22 protein-coding genes and 1 pseudogene are annotated in these 26,071 nt (G+C 37.8%); 19 read left to right on the top strand and 4 right to left on the bottom strand.

Annotated elements, in window-relative coordinates; all coding sequences use genetic code 11:
- The first annotated feature begins 293 nt into the window (after positions 1-293).
- The 3 genes from ABE34_RS24400 to ABE34_RS24390 all read left to right on the top strand — a co-directional run bounded on the left by ABE34_RS24400 (position 294) and on the right by ABE34_RS24390 (position 4,348).
- Entirely contained in the window at positions 294-941 is a 648-nt protein-coding gene (locus tag ABE34_RS24400) for a helix-hairpin-helix domain-containing protein (RefSeq protein WP_197144974.1), read from the top strand.
- Between the two features lie 567 nt (positions 942-1,508).
- The gene (locus ABE34_RS24395; RefSeq protein WP_197144973.1) at positions 1,509-2,078 is read left to right on the top strand and encodes a ComE operon protein 2; all 570 of its coding nucleotides are present in this window, start codon (positions 1,509-1,511) and stop codon (positions 2,076-2,078) included.
- Positions 2,079-2,167: 89 nt separating this feature from the next.
- Entirely contained in the window at positions 2,168-4,348 is a 2,181-nt protein-coding gene (locus tag ABE34_RS24390) for a DNA internalization-related competence protein ComEC/Rec2 (protein ID WP_206700764.1), read from the top strand.
- 52 nt (positions 4,349-4,400) lie between these two features.
- On the opposite strand, the gene ABE34_RS24385 is transcribed toward ABE34_RS24390, so the two are convergent.
- Positions 4,401-4,538, bottom strand: coding sequence for a YqzM family protein (locus ABE34_RS24385; RefSeq protein WP_197144972.1), 138 nt, complete (start codon positions 4,536-4,538; stop codon positions 4,401-4,403).
- A gap of 164 nt (positions 4,539-4,702) precedes the next feature.
- On the opposite strand from ABE34_RS24385, the gene holA reads away from it, so the two are divergent.
- The gene (gene holA / locus ABE34_RS24380) at positions 4,703-5,713 is read left to right on the top strand and encodes a DNA polymerase III subunit delta (protein WP_197144971.1); all 1,011 of its coding nucleotides are present in this window, start codon (positions 4,703-4,705) and stop codon (positions 5,711-5,713) included.
- Between the two features lie 141 nt (positions 5,714-5,854).
- Here holA and rpsT read toward each other — a convergent pair whose 3' ends face one another.
- Entirely contained in the window at positions 5,855-6,103 is a 249-nt protein-coding gene (gene rpsT, locus ABE34_RS24375; RefSeq protein ID WP_197144970.1) for a 30S ribosomal protein S20, read from the bottom strand.
- 162 nt (positions 6,104-6,265) lie between these two features.
- Between rpsT and gpr the strand changes: the two genes are divergently transcribed.
- The 5 genes from gpr to ABE34_RS24350 all read left to right on the top strand — a co-directional run bounded on the left by gpr (position 6,266) and on the right by ABE34_RS24350 (position 12,254).
- Complete coding sequence (gene gpr, locus ABE34_RS24370; protein ID WP_197144969.1) at positions 6,266-7,282, top strand: GPR endopeptidase; 1,017 nt, start codon at positions 6,266-6,268, stop codon at positions 7,280-7,282.
- A gap of 52 nt (positions 7,283-7,334) precedes the next feature.
- Positions 7,335-8,180: a stage II sporulation protein P gene (spoIIP, locus tag ABE34_RS24365; protein WP_240518340.1), complete on the top strand. Its 846-nt coding sequence runs from the start codon at positions 7,335-7,337 to the stop codon at positions 8,178-8,180.
- 508 nt (positions 8,181-8,688) lie between these two features.
- Positions 8,689-10,584: an acyltransferase family protein gene (locus ABE34_RS24360; protein ID WP_197144968.1), complete on the top strand. Its 1,896-nt coding sequence runs from the start codon at positions 8,689-8,691 to the stop codon at positions 10,582-10,584.
- Between the two features lie 201 nt (positions 10,585-10,785).
- On the top strand, positions 10,786-11,964 hold the full coding sequence (gene fmdA / locus ABE34_RS24355; RefSeq protein ID WP_197144967.1) for a formamidase: 1,179 nt from the start codon (positions 10,786-10,788) through the stop codon (positions 11,962-11,964).
- A gap of 20 nt (positions 11,965-11,984) precedes the next feature.
- Positions 11,985-12,254 (top strand): FmdB family zinc ribbon protein, encoded by a 270-nt coding sequence (locus tag ABE34_RS24350; RefSeq protein ID WP_241747223.1) that lies wholly within the window; start codon positions 11,985-11,987, stop codon positions 12,252-12,254.
- Between the two features lie 365 nt (positions 12,255-12,619).
- Here ABE34_RS24350 and ABE34_RS25325 read toward each other — a convergent pair.
- Positions 12,620-12,727: pseudogene (locus tag ABE34_RS25325) on the bottom strand (GNAT family N-acetyltransferase); the annotation flags it as partial.
- Between the two features lie 270 nt (positions 12,728-12,997).
- Here ABE34_RS25325 and lepA point away from each other — a divergent pair.
- Entirely contained in the window at positions 12,998-14,824 is a 1,827-nt protein-coding gene (lepA, locus tag ABE34_RS24345; RefSeq protein WP_197144966.1) for a translation elongation factor 4, read from the top strand.
- A 273-nt stretch (positions 14,825-15,097) separates the two neighbouring features.
- Here lepA and ABE34_RS24340 read toward each other — a convergent pair whose 3' ends face one another.
- On the bottom strand, positions 15,098-16,003 hold the full coding sequence (locus tag ABE34_RS24340) for a LysR family transcriptional regulator (RefSeq protein WP_197144965.1): 906 nt from the start codon (positions 16,001-16,003) through the stop codon (positions 15,098-15,100).
- Positions 16,004-16,135: 132 nt separating this feature from the next.
- Here ABE34_RS24340 and hpaI point away from each other — a divergent pair, with 132 nt between their 5' ends.
- From hpaI to ABE34_RS24295, 9 genes are all read left to right on the top strand, one after another.
- On the top strand, positions 16,136-17,062 hold the full coding sequence (gene hpaI / locus ABE34_RS24335; protein ID WP_197144964.1) for a 2,4-dihydroxyhept-2-ene-1,7-dioic acid aldolase: 927 nt from the start codon (positions 16,136-16,138) through the stop codon (positions 17,060-17,062).
- Between the two features lie 70 nt (positions 17,063-17,132).
- Entirely contained in the window at positions 17,133-18,650 is a 1,518-nt protein-coding gene (hpaE, locus tag ABE34_RS24330; protein ID WP_197144963.1) for a 5-carboxymethyl-2-hydroxymuconate semialdehyde dehydrogenase, read from the top strand.
- Positions 18,651-18,676: 26 nt separating this feature from the next.
- Positions 18,677-20,146 (top strand): 4-hydroxyphenylacetate 3-monooxygenase, oxygenase component, encoded by a 1,470-nt coding sequence (hpaB, locus tag ABE34_RS24325; RefSeq protein WP_197144962.1) that lies wholly within the window; start codon positions 18,677-18,679, stop codon positions 20,144-20,146.
- Positions 20,147-20,176: 30 nt separating this feature from the next.
- Positions 20,177-21,160: a 3,4-dihydroxyphenylacetate 2,3-dioxygenase gene (gene hpaD, locus ABE34_RS24320; protein WP_197144961.1), complete on the top strand. Its 984-nt coding sequence runs from the start codon at positions 20,177-20,179 to the stop codon at positions 21,158-21,160.
- A gap of 23 nt (positions 21,161-21,183) precedes the next feature.
- A complete protein-coding gene (locus ABE34_RS24315) occupies positions 21,184-21,657 on the top strand; it encodes a flavin reductase family protein (RefSeq protein ID WP_197144960.1) in 474 nt (157 codons plus the stop codon).
- Positions 21,658-21,678: 21 nt separating this feature from the next.
- Positions 21,679-22,575 (top strand): cytidyltransferase, encoded by an 897-nt coding sequence (locus ABE34_RS24310; protein ID WP_197144959.1) that lies wholly within the window; start codon positions 21,679-21,681, stop codon positions 22,573-22,575.
- Positions 22,576-22,608: 33 nt separating this feature from the next.
- Positions 22,609-24,051 carry an aldehyde dehydrogenase family protein gene (locus tag ABE34_RS24305; RefSeq protein ID WP_197144958.1) on the top strand — a complete coding sequence of 481 codons (1,443 nt, stop codon included), beginning with the start codon at positions 22,609-22,611 and terminating at the stop codon, positions 24,049-24,051.
- A 55-nt stretch (positions 24,052-24,106) separates the two neighbouring features.
- The gene (locus ABE34_RS24300; protein ID WP_197144957.1) at positions 24,107-24,460 is read left to right on the top strand and encodes a DUF485 domain-containing protein; all 354 of its coding nucleotides are present in this window, start codon (positions 24,107-24,109) and stop codon (positions 24,458-24,460) included.
- A gap of 4 nt (positions 24,461-24,464) precedes the next feature.
- The gene (locus ABE34_RS24295) at positions 24,465-26,021 is read left to right on the top strand and encodes a solute symporter family protein (protein WP_197144956.1); all 1,557 of its coding nucleotides are present in this window, start codon (positions 24,465-24,467) and stop codon (positions 26,019-26,021) included.
- Positions 26,022-26,071: the final 50 nt, after the last annotated feature.

The following is a 26,071-nucleotide window of genomic DNA, read 5'->3' as shown; positions in this document are numbered from 1 at the left end:
TCCTCCATTCAGTACGCAAAGGCATAATGTGTCTTTTTTATTGTGGTTCATCACCAAAAGTGGTAGATGACATTTTTTTAATATATGTGCTGTAAATTAGTCGTTTTGGTGGTGACCTTTATGATTCCAATAATAACATGATTTCACAACATTATGTCAGTGTCATAATAGCAAAGGGCAGGTGCCTTCGTTTTTGTCTTAATAGATAAATTATCTTTTCAACGCATGAATGATATTGTAAGATGAAATAGACTCCATATGATTACCTTTTGCAAAGGAAAGGATGTTAGTTGATGATCCAATCTTTTTGGCAAAAGTATAAAAAAAGTATGTTGATCCCCGGCATACTTGTTATCAGTGGACTTAGTTACTTCTTTTTTTCGAGTTCTGACTCTTCACCTCCCCAAGAAGAGCTCATCGAAACAATCCAACCTATTGAACAACATGAAATAAAAGAATCTGTTGATGAAGCGGTCATACAGCAGGTATTTGTTGATATAAAGGGTGCTGTTATGTATCCTGGTGTCTATGAGTTACAGCCCAGTAAACGCATTATAGATGCCGTACAGCTTGCAGGTGGCTATACCCAGGATGCTGAAACGCAACTCATTAATCATGCGCAAAAAGTTGAGGATGAGATGGTTATTTACATTCCTCAAAAGGGTGAAAAGCTAGACGAAATTACTTCTAATCTCTTGACGATGTCTGCTAGCGGAACTTCACAAGGCGACAACGGTATGAAAGATCAAAAGGTCAATTTAAATAAAGCAGATGAAGCAATGCTTACGACATTATCAGGTATTGGTCCATCAAAGGCACAAAGCATTATTTCGTACCGTGAGGAAAATGGTGCCTTTAAAACAATTGAGGATTTAAAAAAAGTGAGTGGTATTGGCGACAAAACATTTGAGAAGCTAAAGGATTTTATTACAGTTAAGTAATGGTAGTACTTTCTGAGATATTGACGACTCTTTTCAAAAAGGGCTACACTATAAAGCATAGTGACTGTTGCAGTAAGGCACAGTTTGTTAATGGCTAATCACCAAAAGTTGTGGATGAAATTTGATAAGACGTATGCCTCGTAAATAAGTTGATTGGAGTGGAGAATGGGCGACTCCTTGGGGAACAGCAATAGAGGAACGGAGGCTAAAAGCATCACATCCTGTGATAACGCCTCCGTGACCAACATCGTGCTGTTGCCGCTGCCGCTTCGCTTTCGCGCAGATAAAACCCTTTTGCTGTCGCTGCGCTTTCGCACAAACAAAACCAAAACCCTATGCTGCCGCTACGTTGCACTCACGCTTTCGCGCAAAAGACATCTGTTGGCCCGAGACCCTGGAGCGAAGCGAAGCGGCTCATCGGACGCCCCCAGGAAGCTCTGCTCTGCGCGAAAGCGGAGTGTTAACGAAGCGGCAGCGGCAAAGCGCCCAGTCGGAACGGAAATCAACCACACGTTATGGTGAAGAGCCTTGTTAATTCAATGTATGTAAAATTTCGGAGGTAGTCATATGGAGCGAATTACTTGGGATCAATTTTTTATGGCGCAAAGCCATTTACTCGCATTACGTAGTACATGTACAAGGCTTGCAGTAGGAGCAACTGTCGTTAGAGATAAGCGAATTATTGCAGGTGGCTATAATGGCTCAATTACAGGTGATGAACATTGTATAGAAAATGGTTGCTATGTTGTAGATAACCATTGTGTGCGCACAGTGCATGCTGAAATGAATGCACTACTACAATGTGCTAAATATGGGACGCCTACAAAAGGTGCAGACTTATATGTTACACATTTCCCATGTCTACCATGTACGAAATCTATTATTCAAGCAGGTATTGAACGTGTGTATTACGCTACGGATTATAAAAATAACCCTTATGCACAAGAGTTATTTGAAAAAGCAAGTGTAGAGGTAGTACACGTTCCGTTTGATGAACGTAAAATCGACTTCTTAAGCGATGAAAAATTAGCCTTGTACATAGACATGCTAAACGAGCTTCGTGAGAGTGGTATGCCAGCAGAAAAATTGCTTCCATATGAACAGAAGGTGAGTTCATTATTTGGCAAAATGCTTTAAAGCATAAATGGATTTACGTAGCACTAGCTGTACTTGTTGCTTCAATAGCAGCACACAAGTCAGCTTGGCTACTTGCCGTTCTTCTACTTTTGGCATTCTGGCTTAAATGGAAAGGTGAAATACATTTAATTTCAGCGCTTGTGATTGTCTTTGGATGTCTTTCCTATTTCTTCATCGTTACATTCCAACTGACGGATTCTTCCCCTCTACCGTCAACATTCCCAATAACTTGGTCGAGCGAATATAAAATAAATGGTCAAAAGCTCAGAGGCTTTGTAAAAACTGAAACAGATGAGAAGCTGTATGTCGTCTATACTTTTTCGTCAGAAGTAGAGAAAAGCTTTTATGAAACTACGTCATTGACAGGTAGGACCTATCTAGTTCAAGGAGAACTAATAGCACCCCTTCCACCCGCACATGAATATGCGTTTTCTATGGAAAAATATTTAATCAGTAAAGGTGCTAGGGGAATATATGAAGTTTCAAATTGGGCCTTTATAGAAGAGAAAAAATCCATTCGGTCGTTTCTTGCAAAACAGAGACATTATATGAAAAAACATATTGAAATAACATTCCCGAAGTCGCTAGTTGCAGAGGCACAAGCACTTCTAATAGGATTGCAGGATCAAGTCGACCATGATCTTCAAAGAGCCTATCAAAAGCTTGGCATCACACATATATTTGCTATCTCTGGTTTACATGTGGCATTCGTCTCATGGTTGTTTTTTGAAGGTCTTCTACGTATAGGCGTAAGGAAGGAAATGGCGACCTTAGTGTTACTCATCATCTTGCCTATATATGGGGTGATAGCTGGAGGTGCTCCTTCGGTATGGCGAGCAGTATCTGTCGTAGAATTAATCATGTTAATGCGGTACTTTCGGTGGCACGTATCTATTGATGATGCACTAGCAATTAGCTTTATTTGCTTTGTTCTTCTTGAGCCAGGTGTCATTTATCAGATTGGTTTTCAATTGTCATATTTAGCAGCGGTTAGTCTCGTCTATTCAGCTGTCATTTTTAGACGTTTCGCGAACTGGTTAATCCGCTCATTTTTCATTACATTCGTGTGCCAGCTTCTTGTGTATCCATTATTGCTCCATCATTTTTATGAAATTTCTATTTCTTCATTTCTAGCAAATATTATTTTCGTACCACTGTTTTCCTTTGTTATTCTGCCTTTTAATATGACCATGTTTGTTATAACAATACTATCAATGCCAGTAGCAAAAGCTTTATTTGATGTGTACGAGCCGCTCCGTGTTTGGCTTACAAAGTTTATTTTATATATTCAGGAATTGCCGTTTCAGCTGTGGTCGCCTGGGAAGCCTGTTATCTGGCTTATTTGCGTGGCGTTAATAAGTGTATTAGCAGGCCTCTATTTTATCGAGATAAAACAGTATAGTAAATTTGCAGTTGTGATCCTCATTCCTGCATTATGTATTCATTTTTTGCCGATGCTGTTTAGCGAAACTAAACTGACATTTTTAAATGTTGGTCAAGGTGATTGTACAGTTATTGAATTACCGTTTAGAAGGGCTGTGTATGTCATTGATTCAGGTGGCTTACTACACTTTGAGCAGCAGGATATATGGAAGACGTCAGAAAGTCCATATGAGGTCGGGAGACAAGTTGTTGTACCGTTTTTGAAAGGAAAAGGGATACGAAATATTGATATCTTTATCGCCACTCATGCGGATGCCGATCACGTAGAAGGCGCTGAAGAGATTTTGCAAGAGATTAACATGCATGAAATTCACCTCACCCCTGGTTCAATGGACAAGCCAGTAATGCGGGATTTACTGATGGATGCCAAAAAGAAAAGAGTTCCTGTGAAAGAAAAAATGCAGGGAACAGCGTGGCGCATCGGAAACACTAGTTTTCATTATTTATGGCCCCCAGACACTCTTTATGAGGGCAATGATGATTCAATCGTTTTATATATGCAACAGGGTTCATTTCGAGCATTGTTAACGGGTGACTTAGAGGAGCATGGCGAACAGGAGCTACTTCATCTATACAACAAGCAGTTAGCGGATATGACATTGTTGAAGGCCGGGCACCATGGTAGTAAAACATCAAGTATTGAACCGTTTGTAGAGCTGCTACGGCCTGAACTAACCATTTTCAGCGCTGGGCTCAATAATCGCTACCGTCATCCAAATGAGGAGATTGTGGAGCGTTTTACAAGTCGACATTTATCTACATTAACAACTGGAATAGATGGGACGATTGAAGTAAGAATTCGTAAAAATAGTTGGTCTGTACAATAGGAAAAAGACCTTGTCCAATATGAGCAAGGTCTTTTCCTAGACATAAAATAAATTATCTAGATGCTACTTCTACTATAATTGCGATAAGAAACATAAGCGTAAACATCCCAAATGATACACCGAAGCCAACTGCAGAATCGGTTGCATCGTTACGGCTACATTGTATGTTTTTTCCTTCAAATGGATTCATTGTTATCCCTCCAATTCTGTTATTTATTATAAGACATCAATTTCATAAAAGCTATAAAGAAACAGAGAATTTGCCATATGGCAAGGAATCGACACAATTCGGTCAAAGTCACAGAGGAATAAAAATCATGTATACTAGTAGTATTGCTACATGGAGGGAAAATTATGATTTCAACGGTTTGGAATAATATTAAAAAAGGACAGCTCTCACCAGTTTATCTACTCGTTGGTGAAGAAAGCTATTTTATAGACGAAACAGTTAAACGATTAAAAGAAGCGATAGGGTCCGAAGAAGAGATCGAGATGTCAACATTTGATTTGGAAGAAATGCCAGTGGATGTCGTTGTAGATGAAGCAGATACAATTCCTTTTTTCTCTGAGCGAAAGCTTATTATTGCTAAAAACGCATCTTTTTTAAAGGCAACAGAAAAGGGCAAAGAAAAAATTGACCATGATATAAAGCGTTTAGAATCATGGCTTGCTAACCCTTCTGATTTTTCAGTAACAGTATTTATCGCGCCGTATGAGAAATTGGATGAACGTAAAAAAGTGACAAAGATGATGAAGGAGCATGCGTTATTAGTCCAAGCTGAAACACCAAAGGAGCAGGACTTAGCTGTGTGGATACAAAGTATAGTGAAAGCAGGAGGCAACAGCATAAAACAAAATGCGATTGAGCAACTTGTCGCTATGGTTGGACCAAATATGCTCCAGTTGCAAATGGAAATTGAGAAGCTAACTATTTATGTAGGAGATGGTGGTGAAATAACGGCCACGCTAGTCGAGGATTTAGTAGCAAAAACATTAGAGCAGGATGCCTTTAAAATGTTAAATGCTTACTTTGCAAACGATTCTGTTGGAGCATTGTCTATTTATCATGATTTACTGCGTCAAAAGCAAGAGCCTATCATGCTTGTTGGATTACTTGCATCAAATGTGCGTACGATGTCCAATGTCTTTTATTTATTAAAAAAGGGTTATCATCCACAGCAAATCGCAAAAAATTTAAAAATACATCCTTATCGTGTCAAGTTAATGGTGGAGCAGCGTAATCGTCCGTCAGAGGAAAGCTTATTGAAGGCCTTATATCAGTTAGCAGAGGTCGATTTACAACTGAAATCAACAGGAGGCAATCGTGAGCGTTATTTAGAACTCTTCTTACTGCGCCGACTTTAGGGGATAACGGTTATGTAGAATGAAAACAACTATTGATGAGCTGTCCAAAGCAATATGGGCAGCTCTTTAGGCGTAATTGATTTTTCCTATAAATAAAAAGATCAGCAACTCTTAATAGAGTATACTGATCTTTTACAACAATTACGCTTTTTTAGCAAGGCGAGACTTTTTACGAGCCGCCGCGTTTTTGTGGATAAGTCCTTTTGAAGCTGCTTTATCTAAAGATTTGAAAGCTGCTTGTAAAAGTTCTTGTGTGTTTTCAGCTTTAGCAGCAACAGCGTTTTCAGCTTTTTTCACTGTAGTACGCATTGCAGATTTAGCTTTAGTGTTAGCAGCGTTAGCTTTTTCGTTAACTTTTACGCGTTTAATCGCAGATTTAATGTTTGGCATATGTTTCACCTCCTAAAATAGGTACGAGATGATATCTTCTCATTGATTTCTTGTGTCAATACAACAAAAATCATTTTAACAAACGCTTGGCCAAATTGCAATAGATAAATGCAAAGAATATTTACTTGACAGTTTGAACAAACTACAGATGAGGTGAACTGTATGCAAAATTTTAATTGGCTACGTACAGATTTAATCGATGAATCTGAAGAGGTTGTATTACATCAAACGAAAGAGCAAAAAGAAACGCTTGAAGATTCGAGTGGTATTCAAATTGAAGATCGGAATGCTGGTCGGGTAAAAATCACTGATGTAGTTGTGAATGCAGAAGGCGAGAAACAAATTGGGAAAAAGAAGGGGCAGTACATTACCCTCTCTGTACCTACTTTGACGTTAGAAGATCGAGATGGATTTGAGCAGCTTGAGAAAGAATTGCTTGTGAATTTTAAAAAAATGCATGAATCCATGTCATGGAAAGAAGATGACAAAATATTAATTATTGGTCTAGGTAATCGTACAATTACACCAGATGCTATAGGACCATATCTTATTGATCATTTGCATAGTTTAGATGTAATTGATGAAAAATTCGTCATGTATGCCCCTGGTGTAACGGGACAAACAGGATATGAAACTGGTGAATTTGTAGCGGCGATAGCTGAACGTTTAAAGCCAAAATTAATTATTGTTGTAGACGCACTTGCAACAAGAGCTAGTGATCGCTTATGTAAAACAATTCAATTAACAAATACAGGGATACACCCTGGTTCAGGCGTAGGAAATAAGCGTAAGGAGATCTCTTATGAGATGCTTGGCATTCCTGTTACTGCAATTGGTATCCCAACAGTAGTTGATGCGCCTGTACTAATTGCCGATGCTGTAGAGGTAATGCTACGTTCTATAGCTGCACGTGTGTCAGAGCGGAGTAAACCTTCATCAAAATTGTCATTGTCTTCTTGGCAACCAGATATAAATAAAGAACTAGACATGTCTTTAGTACAGCCGATTTTTGGTGAATGGGCTACGTGGTCTAAAGAAGAGCGTCAGCAATTGTTTGCAGAGACTTTCGCAGGCTCTCATACACAGCTGATGGTTACGCCAAAAGAAGCTGATTATTGGATAGATAATTATGCAAAACTCGTATCATCTATGCTTATGAAATGGGCAAATAATCTATAATTTTTTTCGTTCTAAAAGGCACATCCTCTCCATACGATATGGGGAGGAGGGTGTGACTTTGCTAAAAAAACTACAGTGGTCATTTGGTTTATTATTGTTCTTCTTCGTATTACCTGTCATTGCTGGGCAACTTCCGTTCAACAAGCAAGCATCGACTCCGATTAAAGAGCCAGAGGATAAACCAGTCGTGTTTGCCGCTACTAATCTACCTGAACAAAGTGTCCTAGAGGAGACAAAAGAGGAAACTAAAGAGGAAATAAAAGATCCATTTAAAGTATTGTTAGTATTTACGCATTCACAGGAATCATATCAACCGATGGTGCAAGCTGTTAGCGGGAAAGCGGCAGTTTATGATGAAAAAACAAATATTTTTAATTTAAAAGATACTATTTCTAAGCATTTTAGTATGAACGGTATACAAACGGACGTTTTAGATGTTGATGTGATGAAGGAATTAAAACGTCAGAAAAAACTTTTTCCGGCAGCTTACAACGTTGTACGTCCTTATTTAGCAAAACGTTTACAAGAGCAATCCTACGATTTAGTGATTGATTTGCATCGAGATTCTGCCAGGAAAAATGCGACAACGATAACTCATAATAACGAATCATATGCACGGATTGCAATTGTCATTGGTGCAGAGCATAAAAATTATAGATGGAATACTGCGTATGCAGAAAGTTTATCAGCTACAATGAATGAAATTGTGCCGAAAATTTCTAGGGGTGTTATATCAAAAAGTGGTGACAATGTGGATGGACGTTATAATCAAGATTTAACAAAAGAAATGATTTTAATCGAAATAGGTGGAATTGACAATACAGAAGAAGAATTGAATCGTACAATTGCTGTAATAGGAAAAGCTATAGCAAAATCTTTTGTTACAGAAAAACAATAGTAAAAACAATAATATTAGAGATTATCATAATAGTCTCTCTTTTTGCCAATTAGGCGTTGCATTTTAATATTTTTTTAAAAGAATAATTGTTTACAAAAATGCTAGAAATTTTTTTAGAAAAAATAGAAGTTAAGCCTTTTAATTATTCGTTTCTTGCCTTATAATTTTCGAGTCAGCACATAAAGATTTGACTTTGAATTGTAAAAGTTTTGAGGCATATGCAATAGGCGAAATACGCTTTTGAAGCATCTACCATTTTTGGAGATGCTTTTTTGATGGGTAAAATGATCCTTTATTCCAAAAAGGATAAAGGCTAACTATACATATGAGAAGAATTTCGTGTTGTTTATGTGATAAAATGTAAACTTTTATAAATACTCATGCGTCAATTATATAAGTGAATGCACTGATTCAATCGTTAAAAGGGGACGATGTAACTTAAAACTAACGTTTACACTATAAAAATCGCAAAGGTTTATGGATTATCGGAAGAAGAGGACGGAATATTATGTCAGGCAAGGCAGTCAATCATCGTTATATCCCTGGGTTAGATGGGATTCGAGCTTTAGCAGTACTAGCTGTGATAGCTTATCATTTTAACTTCGGATGGGCCAGAGGTGGGTTCCTAGGAGTTGATATCTTTTTTGTTTTATCGGGTTATTTAATTACATCTACTGTTTTACCCTTAAAAGGCAATCAGTTAACGGTAGGATTAGGGGCATTTTGGATGGGACGATTCCGACGTCTACTACCTGCTGCATACGTAATGATTATTACTTCATTCGCGTGGGCTACCTTATTTCATAAGGAACTTCTAGATACATTGCGTGGAGATGCTATATCCTCTATTTTTTATTCAAGTAATTGGTGGTTCATTTTTCATAAACTCTCTTATTTTGATAGTTTTGGATCCCCTTCACCAATAAAAAATTTATGGTCTTTAGCCATTGAGGAACAATTTTATTTGATTTGGCCAATTGTGTTAATGTTAGGGCTTTTTCTTGTTAAAAAGCAGGCTAAATTAGCCATTTATATCTTTATCGCTGCAATATGCTCAGCTGTGTTAATGGGCATAATGTATGAACCGGGAGCGGACCCAAGTCGAGTATATTACGGGACAGATACGCGATCTTTTGAATTACTTATAGGCTGCTGGTTAGCGCTCGTTTGGCCGATGAAAAGACTATCTTCTCAAAAATTATCTACTGACCATGTCAATAAACTAAATGCAATAAGCTTAGTTGCTTTTAGTATTTTCATTTTAAGTATTATTTTTGTAGATGAATATCAAACTTTTTTATATAGAGGAGGTATGTTCCTATTCTGTTTGAATGCAGCTATTTTAATAGCATGTGTTTGTCATCCAATTAGCATTTTAGGAAAAATACTTTCGTTGAAGCCTCTGCGTTGGATAGGTTCAAGATCGTATGGAATTTATCTATGGCATTATCCGATTATGGTATTGGGTACGCCAGTCCATGAAATAGGTAATCCTGCGTACTGGCGAGTTGCATTACAATTAGTTCTTATTTTAATGATTGCTGAATTATCGTATCGATTTATCGAAATGCCAATACGGAAGGAAGGATTCCGTGCCTACTATCGACAGCACCTTATCATTAATAAAAATAAGTGGAGCAGCCTTACAATTGCTAGAAAATTTACAACGGTGCTCGTTCCACTATTCCTGATAGTATTTTTAACTGGGATGACAGGAGTAGTAGGTGAAGAAAAAACGGAGTCAAAAGAGTCTCAACCAACAGAAATTAAAATCGATGGTGGAGAACAACCGTCTAAGCAGAATGATGCAGTAGCGGAAAAAGAAGCACCAGAAAGCGACTCAGGGAATGTTGAGAATGAAAAAGCTGAAGCTAGCCCTCCTGACAAAGAAGAACCTAAGCAAGGAGAAAATGATACAACTGCTAACCCTGAAAGTGAATCCTATAATGGAATATTAGCAATTGGAGATTCTTTAATGATAGATATCGCTTCAAGTTTGCATAATATCTATCCAAACATTACGATTGATGCAAAAATTGGCCGCCAAGTTTCACAAGCAATCCAATTGGCACCTAATTATGCTAGTTTTAATCAGCCAAATAAAGCTGTTATTATTCAACTCGGCACAAATGGTTTCTTTACGAATGATCAAATTGATGCACTACTTGAAGCTTTCGCCAATGCCGATATTTATTTAGTGAATACTCGGGTACCACGTGCTTGGGAAGGTAAAGTGAATTATTCATTACAACAAAAAGCTCAAGAGCACGATAATATTACATTGATTGATTGGCATTCGACTGCTATCAATCATCCAGAATTTTTTGCTCCAGATGGCGTACATTTAGAACAAAAAGGTATTAATACGTTAACAAGCCTAATTCAACAATCAATTAATATATAATTTAGTAAATAAAATATCCAGAGTGCACGTAAGTGTAGCTGGATATTTTTTTGTAGGAAAACATTTGACCTACCCCAATTCATTCTAGTTTGTTTCTAGTTTAAGAGATGGAATATTCGGAATACTTTGACATTACTATTTATCTTTGATAATATGAAATCGCATATATCACTTACATAGAAACTGGGGGGAGTAAATTAGATGGTGAAAACTCTGTACAAACTAGATTTAAGCAAACCAATGGAAGACCAGGCGCATCCTGGTCACAATCGATGGCACCCAGACATACCAGCAGCATTTTCAGTAGATCCAGGCACTTCTTTTAGAATGGAATGTAAAGACTGGACAGATGGGCAAATTAAAAATGATGATAGTCCAAATGATATTCGGGATGTGAATCTTGCACGTGTTCATGTGTTGAGTGGACCGGTCTATGTGAACGGCGTTGAACCTGGAGATTTACTGGTCGTAGATATTTTAGATATTGGTACTTTTCAAGATTCGGCGTGGGGGTTTAACGGCATTTTCGCAAGAGAGAATGGGGGAAGTTTCTTAGTTGACGAATTTCCAGAAGAAGCTAAATCAATCTGGGATTTTGAAGGCATTTATACGACTTCGAGACATGTACCTGGTGTGAAGTTTGCTGGGATTATCCATCCTGGCTTAATAGGCGTTGCTCCCTCTATGGAACTTTTGCAAAAATGGAATGAACGAGAAAAAGCACTCATCATGACCAACCCGGCTCGGGTTCCAACGTTGGCCAATGCACCGACTCCGGAGAGGGCAGTGCTCGGCACATTAAAAGGGGCTGAGTTTGATCGAGTAGCTAAGGAAGGAGCTCGAACAGTACCACCAAGGGAAAATGGCGGGAACTGTGATATTAAAAATCTATCTAAAGGGTCGAAAATCTTCTTCCCAGTATTTGTGGAGGGGGCGAAGTTATCGGTAGGAGATCTTCATTTTTCACAAGGGGATGGAGAAATCACATTTTGTGGTGGTATCGAGATGGCAGGATGGATTGATCTAAAGGTGGATGTCATTAAAGGTGGCATGGAAATCTATAAAATTTATGAGAATCCTGTATTCCAACCAGGCCCAGTAGATCCAAACTATAATGATTTCCTCGTTTTCCAAGGGATTTCAGTAGATAATAAGGATGGGAAACAACATTATTTAGATGCTAATCTTGCGTTTCGTCGGGCATGCTTGAATGCCATTGAGTATTTAAAAACGCTGGGTTATACAGGTGAACAAGCCTATATGTTGCTAAGTACAGCACCAGTTGAAAGTCGAATCAATGGCATAGTCGATGTTCCAAATGCTTGTTGTACCATTGCAATCCCTACAAAAATATTCGATAAAAATATTATGCCAAAATGATAGGATAAGGAGGTTTATTCTTGCCTAGTTACACATTTCGTTGCAATGATTGTGGAGATTTTACGTTATTTTTTAAATCAATGGCAGGGAATAAAGAAAAATCAACTTGTCCTATTTGCCAATTAGAGTCAAATCGGGTCTATTTTGCACCGAATGTGTATACGCTTTCGAGAGCACTTAGTTCGCAAATCGAAAAGGGAATGGAACCGCAAATTATGAGTCGAGAAGAATTAGGGACCAATAAGCCAAAGAAAAAGGCGGGCGCAAATCGTCCGTGGCAATTCGGGTAAGTACCTATTGCTTTACTGGATATATTGGATGAAGATGCTATTCTATCATTCAGCGAAGGCGCCTACTGTGATAGGCGAAAATAATAATACTGACAGTAGTTTTCTGTCTAGTTTATTGCGGGTGGTATCCCCAAGCGCCGAGCGTTGTCGGTAGGATTTTTTATCAGATCCCGACAGAAGACTCCCACTTCAAGCGTTAACTAAGTGGCGAGTAGTTTTCAATTCAACGTATATTAATCATCTCTAAACGACAAAAAAGCTGATTGCCCGTTGTAAAATGGCCAATCAGCTTTTTGTGGAGTCTTGAAGTGCATTATTAAAACGCCAAGCGGTTTAATAGCTGGCTTGGACATAACTTAGACACACAATAAGTTAGAACCGTAACATAATCCACGATTATCTTCGTCAATCATAAGTGTATGGATCGCTAACCAATTCCAACAAATTTCTCCTAATATGCCGCCGTGGATTCTTATAATTTACCAACAAAAAAGATCGAAGCAATTAGCCTCAATCTTTCTTACTCACGCATTCCTTTACACACGCTCGCCGTATTTTATTAGTCCCAATCTAGCCCCAAATAGCCCCGAAATCATGCAGTAATGTACATTAACCTGCAAAATCTAAAAATCGCATAAAACACTTACAAGTATTGATGTAACAGGCTTTCTAGACTAGTTGTAGTTGTACATTGCATATCTTTCATAGTATAATTCATTATAGTTTAATTAGGAGTGGAAAAGATGAACCGAGAAGCACGTTTAAAAAGACAAGAGAATATTCGAAATTTCTCTATTATTGCACATATTGACCACGGGAAATCAACGCTTGCTGACCGTATTTTAGAGCAAACGAAATCATTAACATCTCGTGAAATGAAGGCACAGCTCCTTGACTCAATGGATTTAGAACGTGAGCGGGGCATTACGATTAAATTAAATGCGGTACAATTAAAGTACGAAGCAAAAGATGGCGAAGTGTATACATTCCATTTAATCGACACACCAGGGCACGTCGATTTCACTTATGAAGTATCACGTAGTTTAGCTGCTTGTGAAGGTGCTATTTTAGTTGTAGACGCAGCACAAGGTATTGAAGCACAAACACTAGCAAATGTTTATTTAGCTCTTGATAATGACCTAGAAATTTTACCAGTTATCAATAAAATTGATTTACCAGCAGCAGACCCAGAACGCGTTCGTCAAGAAGTTGAAGACGTAATCGGGTTAGATGCTTCTGAAGCGGTTTTAGCTTCTGCTAAAGCCGGTATCGGGATTGAAGATATTTTAGAACAAATTGTAGAGAAAGTGCCTGCACCAACTGGTGATCCAGAAGCACCTTTACAAGCTCTTATTTTTGACTCTGTTTATGATGCTTATAAAGGTGTTATTATTTCCATTCGAATCATGAATGGTACAGTAAAGCCTGGCGATAAAATTAAAATGATGGCTACTGGAGCAGAATTTGAAGTTATTGAAGTTGGTGTACATACACCGAAAGTTGTACCACAGTCTGAATTAACAGTTGGTGACGTAGGCTATTTAACAGCCTCCATTAAAAATGTAGGCGATACTCGTGTCGGTGATACAGTTACATTTGCTAATCGCCCAGCAGCTGAGCCATTAGCAGGTTATCGTCGTTTAAATCCAATGGTATACTGCGGATTATATCCAATCGATACAGCGAGATATAATGACTTACGTGAAGCGTTAGAAAAGTTAGAGCTTAATGACTCTGCACTTCAATATGAGCCAGAGACATCACAAGCACTAGGATTTGGTTTCCGCTGTGGCTTCTTAGGGCTGTTACACATGGAAATTATTCAAGAGCGTATTGAGCGTGAGTTTAACATTGATCTAATCACAACAGCGCCTTCTGTAATTTACAATGTTCACATGACAGATGGATCTACAGTTAAGGTTGACAACCCGTCATTTATGCCAGATCCTCAAAAAATTGATCGAGTGGAAGAACCATATGTAAAAGCGACAATTATGGTACCAAACGATTATGTAGGAGCTGTTATGGAGCTTTGTCAATTAAAACGCGGTAACTTCATGACAATGGATTATATCGATACTACACGTGTCAGCATTATTTATGAAATGCCGTTATCAGAAATCGTTTATGATTTCTTCGATTATTTAAAATCAAATACAAAGGGCTATGCGTCATTTGACTATGAACTCATTGGTTATCAGACTTCAAAACTAGTGAAGATGGATATTTTATTAAATGGTGAGCAAGTCGATGCATTAAGCTTTATCGTGCACCGTGACTTTGCGTACGAGCGAGGTAAAGTCATCGTTGAAAAATTAAAAGAATTAATCCCGCGCCAACAATTTGAAGTACCAATTCAAGCAGCTGTTGGACAAAAAATTGTTGCTCGTTCAACAATTAAAGCTATGCGTAAAAACGTTTTAGCAAAATGTTACGGTGGGGATATTTCTCGTAAACGAAAACTTCTTGATAAACAAAAAGAAGGTAAAAAACGTATGAAACAAGTAGGTTCAGTCGAAGTACCACAAGAAGCATTCATGGCTGTTCTGAAGATGGATGATTCGAAGTAACGTTGATATAACAGCGTTTATAAAGATTTGAATTGAGTGTTTTTATATCAATAGGGTGGGGATTGCCACCGGTTTAAAATTGTTCCAGCAATTTTTTAATGGAATGGTACCCGTCTAAGAGGAATCTTAGGCGGGTATTTTTTACTTTGGCGGAAATGTACCCAATATTATTTGATTCTATCCCAATCCGTATATAACTTAGCAACATTGGTTATACAGAAAGAGGAATATAGATAACAGATTATGATTTATAGAATCATGAAATTATTTGAGTCATTCTACTTGTGAAATATTTACATTATACTCCCTCTTAAAAGTTTCAATAAACTTAACAGCACTTTTTGAAATGTAACGATCCTTCAACCAGATAACGGCGGAATCTGATTGAATACTAAGTTCTTCAAGCTCCAATATTTTCAAGCCATTCATAGAAAATGAGTGTAAGACAGACCTTGGGAGTAAGGAAGCACCGACACCTTCTCTAACTAGGGACATAATCATAGCAGCGTCGGAACATTGACAGACAATATTTGGTTCATAGTGATACTTTCTACAAGCTTCTATAACCAGTTCATATTGACCGACACCCTTAAAACGTTGTAGCAACATTAATGGCATATTTGAAAGTTCATCTAGTCTTAATGTATTTTCATAATTCCAACTCTCAGGGATAACGGCTACAAAATGGTCCGGAGGTAATGGCAGTGAGGATAGGTCATCTGATTCTGCTTCTAAAGGTAACCGGACTATAGCAACCTCAATATGCCTATTTCTTAAATCTTGTAATAATCGATAGGTATCCCCTTCGTATAAACGAAATGTAACGTTTGAATACTTTTCTCGGAAAAAACGAATGCGTTCAGGTAGGTAAGAAAAGCATGTTTTTACAGATCCAATTGATAAGATTCCCTTAAGACCTTCTCCTACTTCTTTCACCTCCATAATTGTTTCTTCAATCTGATTTAAAAGGTCAGTAGCTCTCTTATACAAAACTTTTCCTGCTTCTGTTAGTTCTATATTCTTTCCATTTCGTACTATTAACAGAGTACTAAGTTCTTCCTCCAGCGCTTTTAGCTGTTGACTAAGGGGGGGCTGGGCCATATGTAATTTCTTTGCTGCTCTAGTGATTTGCCCTTCTTCAACAATAGTGGCAAAGTATCGCAATTGTCTTATATCCATGGAACTCCTCCTTAGAAAGCATATTTATTTTATATACGTTACAAACATTTTAAATATTTTAAATATTGCAAACTTAATGATACATTATTTTTGAAAACGATTCCATGAAAAGGTAGAAAAGGAGAAGATAAAATGTCTAGAATTCAAAATGCTAAGGTAAGTTTAAAAGGTTCGATTGCACCAGTTATTACGCCATTCAAGGAAGATGAAAGTTTAGATTTACAGACATTTAAAAGTTTAATTAACTGGCAAATAGAAAGTGGGAGCCATGGTATTTCGGTAACCGGGACTTCTGGGGAACCTAGTTCTCTAACGTTCGAAGAGAGAGAGCTTGTGATGGAAACAGCAAGTAAAACGATTAACGGACGTGTTCCATTTATACCAGCAACGGGATCAGTTAATCATAATGAAGCCCTTCGGCTAACAAAGGCTGCTCAAGAAATGGGAGCAGATGCTGCGATGGTCATTGTTCCGTATTATAACAAGCCCTCCCAGCAAGCGTTATATAAACACTATAAAACTATTGCAGATGCCGTGGATATTCCAATTATTATATATAACATTCCTGGAAGAACAGGTGTGAATATGGAAGTAACAACAATGGCTCGACTTGTTGAAGATTGCCCGAACATTATTGGTGCCAAAGAGTCAAATAAAGATTTTGAACATGTCAATCGGGTGTTATTAAATTGTGGCAGAGATTTTAGTCTATTCTCGGGAATTGAACTTCTTTGCTACCCAATGTTAACAATCGGTGGAAAAGGTTCTATTAGCGCTACAGCAAACGTTGCACCAGCGAAAGTAGCGGAAATGCACAATGCTTGGGAGGAAGGCGACACTGAAAAAGCGTTAGATCTTCATTTTGAATTAATGACATTAAATGATGTGTTATTCAAAGAAACTAACCCTGGACCAGTAAAAGCTGCGCTGGGCATGATGGGTAAAATTACGCCAGTTTTACGCAAGCCAATGGATGTACCATCTGAGGCACTTCAAAACGAAATTCGTGAAGTTTTACATCAATATGGCATTTTGTCAAATGAGATTGTAACTAAATAATCATTCAAAATCTAAAAAATCCTCTTACTCCTTGTTATAGGAGTAAGAGAAGAAAGAGGAGTGTATTCACATGCAAGTTCAAGTAACTGAGACTAAAAAAAATCACGAACACATGCAAGTAGAAAATATAAAACTCTATATTAATGGACAGTTTGTCGACAGTAAATCAGGTGCTACTTTTGAAAATAAAAATCCATTTACCAATGAAATAAACAATTATATCGCTGAGGGACGTGAAGCGGATATAAATCAAGCTGTTCTTTCAGCAAAAGAAGCGTTTGAGAATGGTCCGTGGGGCAAGATGAAATTGAAAGAAAGAATGAAATATATTAATAGAATTGCAGATCTCATCGATGAGGAGATTGAAGAAATTGCTTTCTTAGAATCATTAGATACAGGTCTGCCAATTAGCCAAACAAGAAATCAAACGGCACGTGCTGCAGAAAATTTCCGTTTTTACGCACGGATGGTTGAGACAAAATTGCATGGCGAATCTTACCCTATGGATGATGAATTCATCAATTATACAGTTTATAAGCCATTAGGAGTCATAGGATTAATTACCCCATGGAATGCCCCATTCATGTTAGAGACTTGGAAAGTAGCGCCTGCATTAGCAACTGGAAATACTGTTGTTCTAAAACCAGCTGAACTTTCACCATTGACTGCAAATAAATTAGCAGAAATTATTCATAAAGCTAAAGTTCCGGATGGAGTCTTTAATGTCGTTCATGGCTTTGGAGAAACAGCAGGGGCTGCTCTTGTTGCTCACCCACATGTGAAAGCGATTTCATTTACAGGTGAAACGACTACAGGTTCCACTATTATTAAAAACTCTGCAGATACTTTAAAGAAAACATCGATGGAGCTTGGAGGGAAATCACCTTTAATTGTATTTGATGATGCAGATCTTGAACGAGCTCTAGATGCAGCAATATGGGGGATTTTCTCTTTTAATGGGGAACGTTGCACATCCAATTCTCGAGTATTCTTGCATAAAAATATTAAAGATCAATTTGTTGAAAAATTAAAAGCGCGTGTCGCAAACATTAATATCGGTGACCCAATGGATTCCTCAACTGAGCTTGGTCCGCTAATTGAAAAAGGGCACTACAACAAAGTAAAAAAATATATAGAAATCGCTAAACAAGAAGGTTGTGAAGTAGTTCAAGGAGTGGTTCCGGAGAAGGTAAAGGCAGGTAATTTTATACCACCAACACTTTTATTAAATGCAAAAAATGACATGAGAGTATGTCAGGAAGAAATCTTTGGCCCCGTAATGGCCGTAATCGAATTTGAAACAGATGAAGAAGCACTTCATATGGCAAATGACGTATCTTATGGACTAGCAGGTTTTGTATGGACAAAAGATTTAAAACGAGCACATCGTATGGCGGATGCTATTGAAGCAGGTATGCTTTGGATTAACGCTCAAAACGTACGAGATCTTCGAATTCCATTTGGCGGTATGAAGGATAGTGGAATCGGAAGAGAGGGTGGTCATTACGCGATGTTTGAATTCTATACAGAACCAAAGGTGGTCCATGTTGCTATAGGTGACCATCATATTCCGCAATTTGGAAAGTAAACACTATTTTTAAGGGGGACACAATAATGCCAGCAAAAACAGGAAAGCAATATATTGAAAGAGTCGATAATGCACAGGCAAATATATGGATTGATGGCAAACGAGTAGAAGGAAAGATTTCTGAACATCCAGCTTTTAAAGGAGTTATGAAAACTCAAGCAGAACTTTACGATTTGCAACATGATCCAGACAAAAAGGATTACATGACATATGTATCTCCAACAACTGGTAAACGGGTAGGTACATCATTTATTCAGCCAAAAACAAAAGAAGAATTGGTGACACGTCGCAAAATGATGCAAGAATGGGCGAAATATAATGGTGGCATGATGGGACGTTCACCTGATTACATTAATGTCGGGATGATGGCGTATGGTTCAGCTGCAGAAATGTTTGGAAAACAGGACTCCATATACGCTGAAAACATGGCCAACTACTACGAGTATTGCCGTGAAAATGATTTATCTTTAACACATACGTTGATTCAGCCTCAAGTCAATAGGGGAGTAAATTCAGCACAGCTTCCAGATCCGTTTATTGCAGCACGAATTAAAGAGAAAACATCTGAAGGGGTCGTTATTAAAGGGGCAAGATTACTTGCTACTCAAGGTGGTATTACCGATGAAATCATGGTATTCCCATCTACTTTGTTAAAACAATCAGCTGAAGAAAATCCATATGCATTTGCATTTTCTATTCCTAATAACACACCGGGCTTAAAATTTATTTGTCGAGAATCTTTTGATTATGGGAAGTCTCATTTCGACCATCCGCTAGGATCTCGCTTTGAGGAAATGGATACCATTGTTGTGTTTGATGATGTTGTCGTTCCGTGGAATCGAGTCTTTGCCCTTGGGGATGTTAATGTGTGCAACCAAGCCTACAACGAAAGTAATGCAGTTGTTCATATGACACATCAAGTTGTATCAAAAAATATCGCGAAAACAGAGTTTGTACTTGGTATTCTTCAATTAATGGCAGAGACAATTAATATTGGTCAATACCAACATATACAGGAGAAAATTTCTGAGGTAATTATTGCACTTGAGACGATGAAAGCATATGTCGTTGCTGCCGAAGCAAATGCAAAAGTGGATAGATGGGGAACTATGACACCAGAATTTGCACCGTTAAATGCAGCACGTCATTACTTCCCGAAAATTTACCCTCGCTTTACAGAAATTATGCAATTAATGGGTGCAAGTGGCTTAATGGCGATTCCAACAGAATCAGACTTCAATTCTGAAATTCGTCCGGATCTTGATAAATATTTACAATCAGCCACTGGAGATGCTTATGATCGTGTGAGACTTTATCGTTTGGCATGGGATGTATGTATAAGTTCATTCGGTACTCGACAAACACTTTATGAGCGCTTCTTCTTCGGTGATCCAGTTAGAATGGCAAGTACGCTTTATAACGGGTATGACAAACAGGAATATGTTGATCGTGTGAAAGAATTTTTGAATCGTTCAGAAGCGTTAGTTAAAAAATAACTAATTAATCGACTAAGGGAGATGAGGAGTATGGATTTCAATATCATTCGTATTGCCAGAACTGTTATAAATGTGAAGGATTTAGACCGTTCAAAAGATTTTTATGTAAAAGCGCTCGGTATGATTGAAACGGAAACAAAGGGTGACTGTGTTTATTTGAGAGGGCTTGAAGAACACACACACCACAGCTTGGTTCTTAAAAAGTCCGAGACGTTAGGGGTACACGCACTCGGTTACAAAGTAGAAAAAGAAGAAGATCTTGACCGTCTGGCCGAATTATTTAAAGCAAAAGGCTTAAAAACAAAGTGGCTTAAGGAAGGTACTCAGCATGCTCTTGGACGTGCACTGCATGTCCATGATATTTCAGGGATGCCCCTTGAATTTTTCTGCAAGATTGAAAAAGCAGAGCGCTTACTTCAGCGCTACGACTTATACAGCGGTGCCCGAATTCAGCGGATTGACCACGTAAACTGTGCTGTACCGGATGTAGAAAAAGCTTATAACTTCTTTATCAACGAGCTAGGCTTTGCATGTTCTGAATATACAACTATAGAAGACGGAAGTATTTGGGCTGCGTGGCTCCATCGTAAACAGACCGTGCATGATCAAGCCTTTATGAACGGAGATGGTCCACGTCTTCATCACTTTGCTTACTGGCTTCCTGATCCACTTGCTCTAATTCACTGCTGCGATGTTTTAGCTTCGCTTGGCTACTCACAGAACATTGAAAGAGGGCCAGCACGCCACGGCTTATCCAATGCGTTCTTCTTGTATTTAAGAGATCCAGATGGATACCGCATTGAGCTGTATAACGGAGATTACTTAACAAGTGACAATGACTTCGAGCCAATTCGTTGGGATTTAAATGACCCACGTCGTCAAACATTATGGGGTGCAAAAGCACCGGACAGTTGGTTTAATGAAACGTCTCCGTTTTTAGATATCGAAACAAATGAACAAATTCAATCAAAGGCACCAAACCTTGCACAGCGCAAACCAGAACTTGTTATTTAAATAAAAAGAATGGAGGAATTTCAATGGATGATCGTACATTTCGAGATGCGATGGGTAAATTTGCAACCGGCGTAACAGTTATTACAACGGACATTGATGGAGAGCCACATGGCATGACGGCAAATGCCTTCATGTCAGTGTCGCTAAACCCAAAACTCGTATTAATATCGATTAAAGAAAATGCAAAAATGCTCGATAAAATTAATCGCTCAGGTAAATTTGCGGTAAATATTTTAGCCGAAGACCAGCAAGAAGTTTCTATGTTATTCGCCGGCCAGATTAAAGAAAAGCGTGAACTAGAATTTGACCGCTTAAGCGAAGTTTCGGTAGTAAAGGATGCTCTGGCGAATATTGTATGTAATGTATATGGGAAGCAAGTAGCTGGTGACCATACGTTGTTCCTTGGAGAAGTAGAAGATATTGTGCTCCGTGAAGGAAATCCTCTGACATTCTTTGCAGGAAAATATGGCCAGATCACTGCACCGCAATTAACTTAACATAAAAGGGGAGGGCAAACGATGGAGACAATTACTATCAAAGGTTCAATAGATAAATCAACGTTCACTGAAATGGAAGCTTGTGTTTTGGCCCTTGGTTTTTTTGATGGCGTTCACATCGGTCATCAAAGAATTCTTGAAACAGCAAAACAAATTGCTAGGCAAAAACAATGCGCCTTTGGTGTTATGACGTTTTATCCGCACCCAAAAGATATACTCTTTCCTCATATGGAGCCAATGACTTATTTAACTCCGCTTCCTTTGAAAGAAGATCGATTTGAAAAGTTGGGTGTTGAGAAGTTATTTGTTGTTGAGTTTAGCCCTGAGTTTGCCTGTCTTTCTCCTAACGATTTTGTTGAACGATACATTATTGGACTTGGATGTATACATGTTGTAGCAGGCTTTGATTATCATTATGGCTATAAAGGACTCGGTAATATGAAAACGTTATCAGAGTATAATCCCGGAAGTTTGGACGTAACGACAGTTCCAAAGATCCAACATGATGATGAAAAAATTAGTTCTACAGCAATCCGAAAATTGCTTGATGAAGGTCATGTGCAAAAGATTCCTATGTATTTGGGCGATTTTTATGAGATTAATGGAGAAGTAAATCAAAGTTCCCTTTTTTACAATAACCATCAGTTTCTTAAATTAATAGTAAAAAAGAGATACCGATTGCCTAAACCGGGTATTTACCATATTCAAGTTGAAATAAATGGTATTTATTATGATGGAACCTGCCATCAAATATCTATAAATGAGCAACACCCTTCATTATTAATACAATTAAAAGATTGTTCTGTATACCCATACAAGAAGCGGATTAAAGTAAAGTGGCTAGATTATAAATATGGCAAGCAGAATGAGTCATACGGAATGAATGAATACATGAAAAAAGATGAGCTAGTAATCTAATTAAAAGTAGGCTATTACAGAAAGGAGTAGACTATGAATTTAAAAGTACAAGTAAGAAAGAAAAACTTATACATTGATGGTCAATGGCAAGAAGCCACTGAACATGCATCCATAACATCTCCATACTCTGGAGATGTTATTGCATATATTCCTAAGGCTAATGAAAAAGAAGTGAATGAGGCAATTGAAGCGGCATGTCGTGCAAAAACAGTCATGGCGAAAATGCCAGCTCACGAACGTGCAGCTATTTTGGAACGTTTAGTAGCTTTGTTTGAGAAGCGATTAGATGAAGCTGCAGAAATTATCGCTTTAGAGGCAGCTAAACCAATTGCTACTGCAATCGAAGAAGTAAAACGGACAATACAAACATATAAGTTTGCAGCTGAAGAAGCAAAGCGAATTCATGGAGAAACAATTCCATTGGATGCTGCACCAGGCGGAGAAAAACGAGTAGCATATACGGTGCGTGAACCTATTGGGGTTATTGGAGCGATTACTCCATTTAATTTCCCGATGAATTTAGTAGCCCATAAAATAGGTCCTGCCATTGCCGCAGGAAATACAATTGTATTAAAACCAGCATCTCAAACGCCACTATCTTCTTTCTTTTTAGCAGAGTTGTTACAGGAGGCTGGTTTACCTAATGGAGCTCTTAATGTGATTACTGGAAGCGGAAGAGTCGTAGGGGATAAAATCGTAACTGATGATAGAATTGCTGCTATTACATTTACCGGAAGCCCAGCTGTTGGGATGGGTATTCGAAACAAAGCTGGACTGAAGCGCGTGACATTAGAACTAGGTTCAAATGCAGCCGTTATTATTGATAAAGGGGTCGATATAGATTCAATTATTAATCGTTGTGTGAAGGGAGCCTTTTCTTTTCAAGGTCAAGTATGTATATCATTACAACGCATTTATATTCATGAAAGTTTGTACGAAACATTTGTGCAAAAATTCGTTGAAGCAACTCAACAACTCAAAATTGGTGACCCTTTAGATCCACGTACGGATGTTTCAGCGCTTATTTCAAAAGAAGATGTGGAACGTACTTTAGATTGGATTCATGAGGCAAAACAACATGGAGCAGAAGTAGCAACTGGAGGAATCGCAAAAGGGAATATTCTATTGCCAACGGTATTATTAAATGCAGAGTCTTCTTTAAAAGTTTCGTGTCAAGAAGTGTTTGCTCCAATTGTGATCATCAATAAAATTCAATCAGTAGAGGAAGCAATTGAGCAAGTAAATGATTCGCGATATGGCCTTCAAGCGGGAATTTACACGGATAATGTTCATACAGCATTAACTGCAGCTGAAAACCTTCATGTTGGAGGCGTAATGATTAATGATATTCCAACGTTTCGTGTAGATCACATGCCGTATGGAGGTGTGAAGGAAAGTGGAGTTGGAAGAGAAGGAATAAAATATGCTGTAGAGGAAATGACAGAGCTAAAACTAGTAGTTTTTAATAGAAATTAAAAATTAGAAGCATTTAAGAACCCTATTGAATTATTAGGAAAGAGGTGCTATCAATTTGGAGCTAGTAAAAGAACAGAGTAATGTAAAAGAAGAAATCGAACAACAAGATAACAACCAAATCGATTATGACAAAATTTCCACTTCAGAGGATTTTAAACAACTACTTTTAGATAAGAAAAAGTTTATTATTTCATACACAATTTTTTATTTGGCTTATTCACTAGCTTTACCATTCCTATCCTTGTTTACAAATATATTAAACGTTCAAGTAATAGGAGACATTACGTTGGCGTGGATTTACGGTATTTCAATTATCTTTATGTCATTTGGAGTATGCAGTGTTTATGTAAAGAAATCTGCTGAATTTGACGAAAAAGTAAAGCAAATCATAGTAAAGGAGGGGCTGTAGACATATGGGATGGGATATTATTCTTCTTTTTGTACTCATGTCAATAGGGGTACTTTTCATTACGTACTATGCTTCCAAAAAAACAAAAACGGCAGGTTCTTTTTATACAGCTGGAGGTGGTCTGACTGCTAGGCAAAATGGACTTGCTTTAGCTGGAGACTTTATGTCTGCATCTACCTTTTTAGGGTTAATAGGAGCCTTTTCTTTAACGGGATATGACGGATTTTTCCTCATGTACGGTGCCCTAGTTTCTTTTCTTGTCATTTTATTTTTAGTTGCAGAACCATTAAGGAATCTTGGGAAATATACGTTAGGTGATATGATTACTGCTCGATTTAAGTTTAAACAAGTACGAGGTGTAACTGCTTTCAATACAATAATCATCTCGGTTTTTTATATGCTTGCACAGCTTGTTGCTGCTGGAGCTTTATTCAAATTATTATTAGGTATTCCGTATAATACTTCAGTCCTTATTGTGGGTGTTGCTATGTTAGCTTTTGTTTTGTTTGGAGGAATGACCGCAACAAGCTGGGTTCAAATTATTAAAGCCATTCTTTTAGTAGGTGGAACCTTTATTATGTTTGTCATGGTTATGTGGAAATTTAATTTTAATTTTATTGGCATTTTTACGGATATGAAAACAGCCACTCCTTTTGGAATTGATTTTTTAAATCCTGGTTTGAAATATAAAAATGGTTGGGATGCAGCTTCTTTAACTCTTGGGCTCATTCTTGGGACAGCGGGTCTACCCCATGTATTAGTTCGCTTTTTAACTGTACCTAATGCTCAGGTTGCCAGAAAGTCAGTTGTTTGGCTTATGTGGATCATGGGGCTGTTCCATATTATGGTTATTTTTCTTGGGTTTGGAGCAGCAAAGCTAGTTGGAACTTCTAGAATTATAGAGGCTAACCCAGCAGGGAATATGGCAGCACCATTATTAGCAAAGTATATTGGCGGAGATTTTATGTTTGCTTTCATTTCTGCGGTTTCTTTTGCTACTATTCTCGCAGTTGTTGCTGGAATTGTAGTTACGGGAGCAACAGCATTTTCTCATGACTTTTATAACGAAATTTTAAAAGACGGGAAAGCAACCGAAAAACAGCAAATGTTTATGGTACGTCTTGCATCGATTGTCATCACTGCTATCGCCATTGCCTTATCACTATTCCTTCAAAATTTTAATGTTGCCTTTGTAGCATCAATTGCTCTTACATTAGCAGCGAGTTCGAATTTACCAGTTATTTTATTAACTATTTTTTGGAGAAAATTCAACAAAACTGGAGCAATATTTGGGATGCTTATAGGATTAATTAGCACGATTGGTCTAGTTATGTTAAGCCCAAATGTTTGGAATCCAGAACCAGGTGTAGCCTTATTTACTGGTAAGCCTATTTTCCCTCTTGCATCACCAGGAATTCTTTCTATACCGTTAGGTTTCTTAGGTTGCTATATTGGTACATTAATAGGGGCCCGTAAGTCAAAAAATGTAGAGGATAATTTTTCAGAAATTATCGTTAAGTCAAATATAGGTAATGATGTTAAAGGTGTAGTTAATCATTAATGATAGTTTTGCAAGTTCAATAAGATTAAGTAATCATCAGAAGAATTTAC

This window comes from Lysinibacillus sphaericus, from assembly GCF_015844675.1.
GTDB lineage: Bacteria > Bacillota > Bacilli > Bacillales_A > Planococcaceae > Lysinibacillus > Lysinibacillus sphaericus_E.
This window is presented reverse-complemented; position numbering and strand designations above follow the sequence as displayed.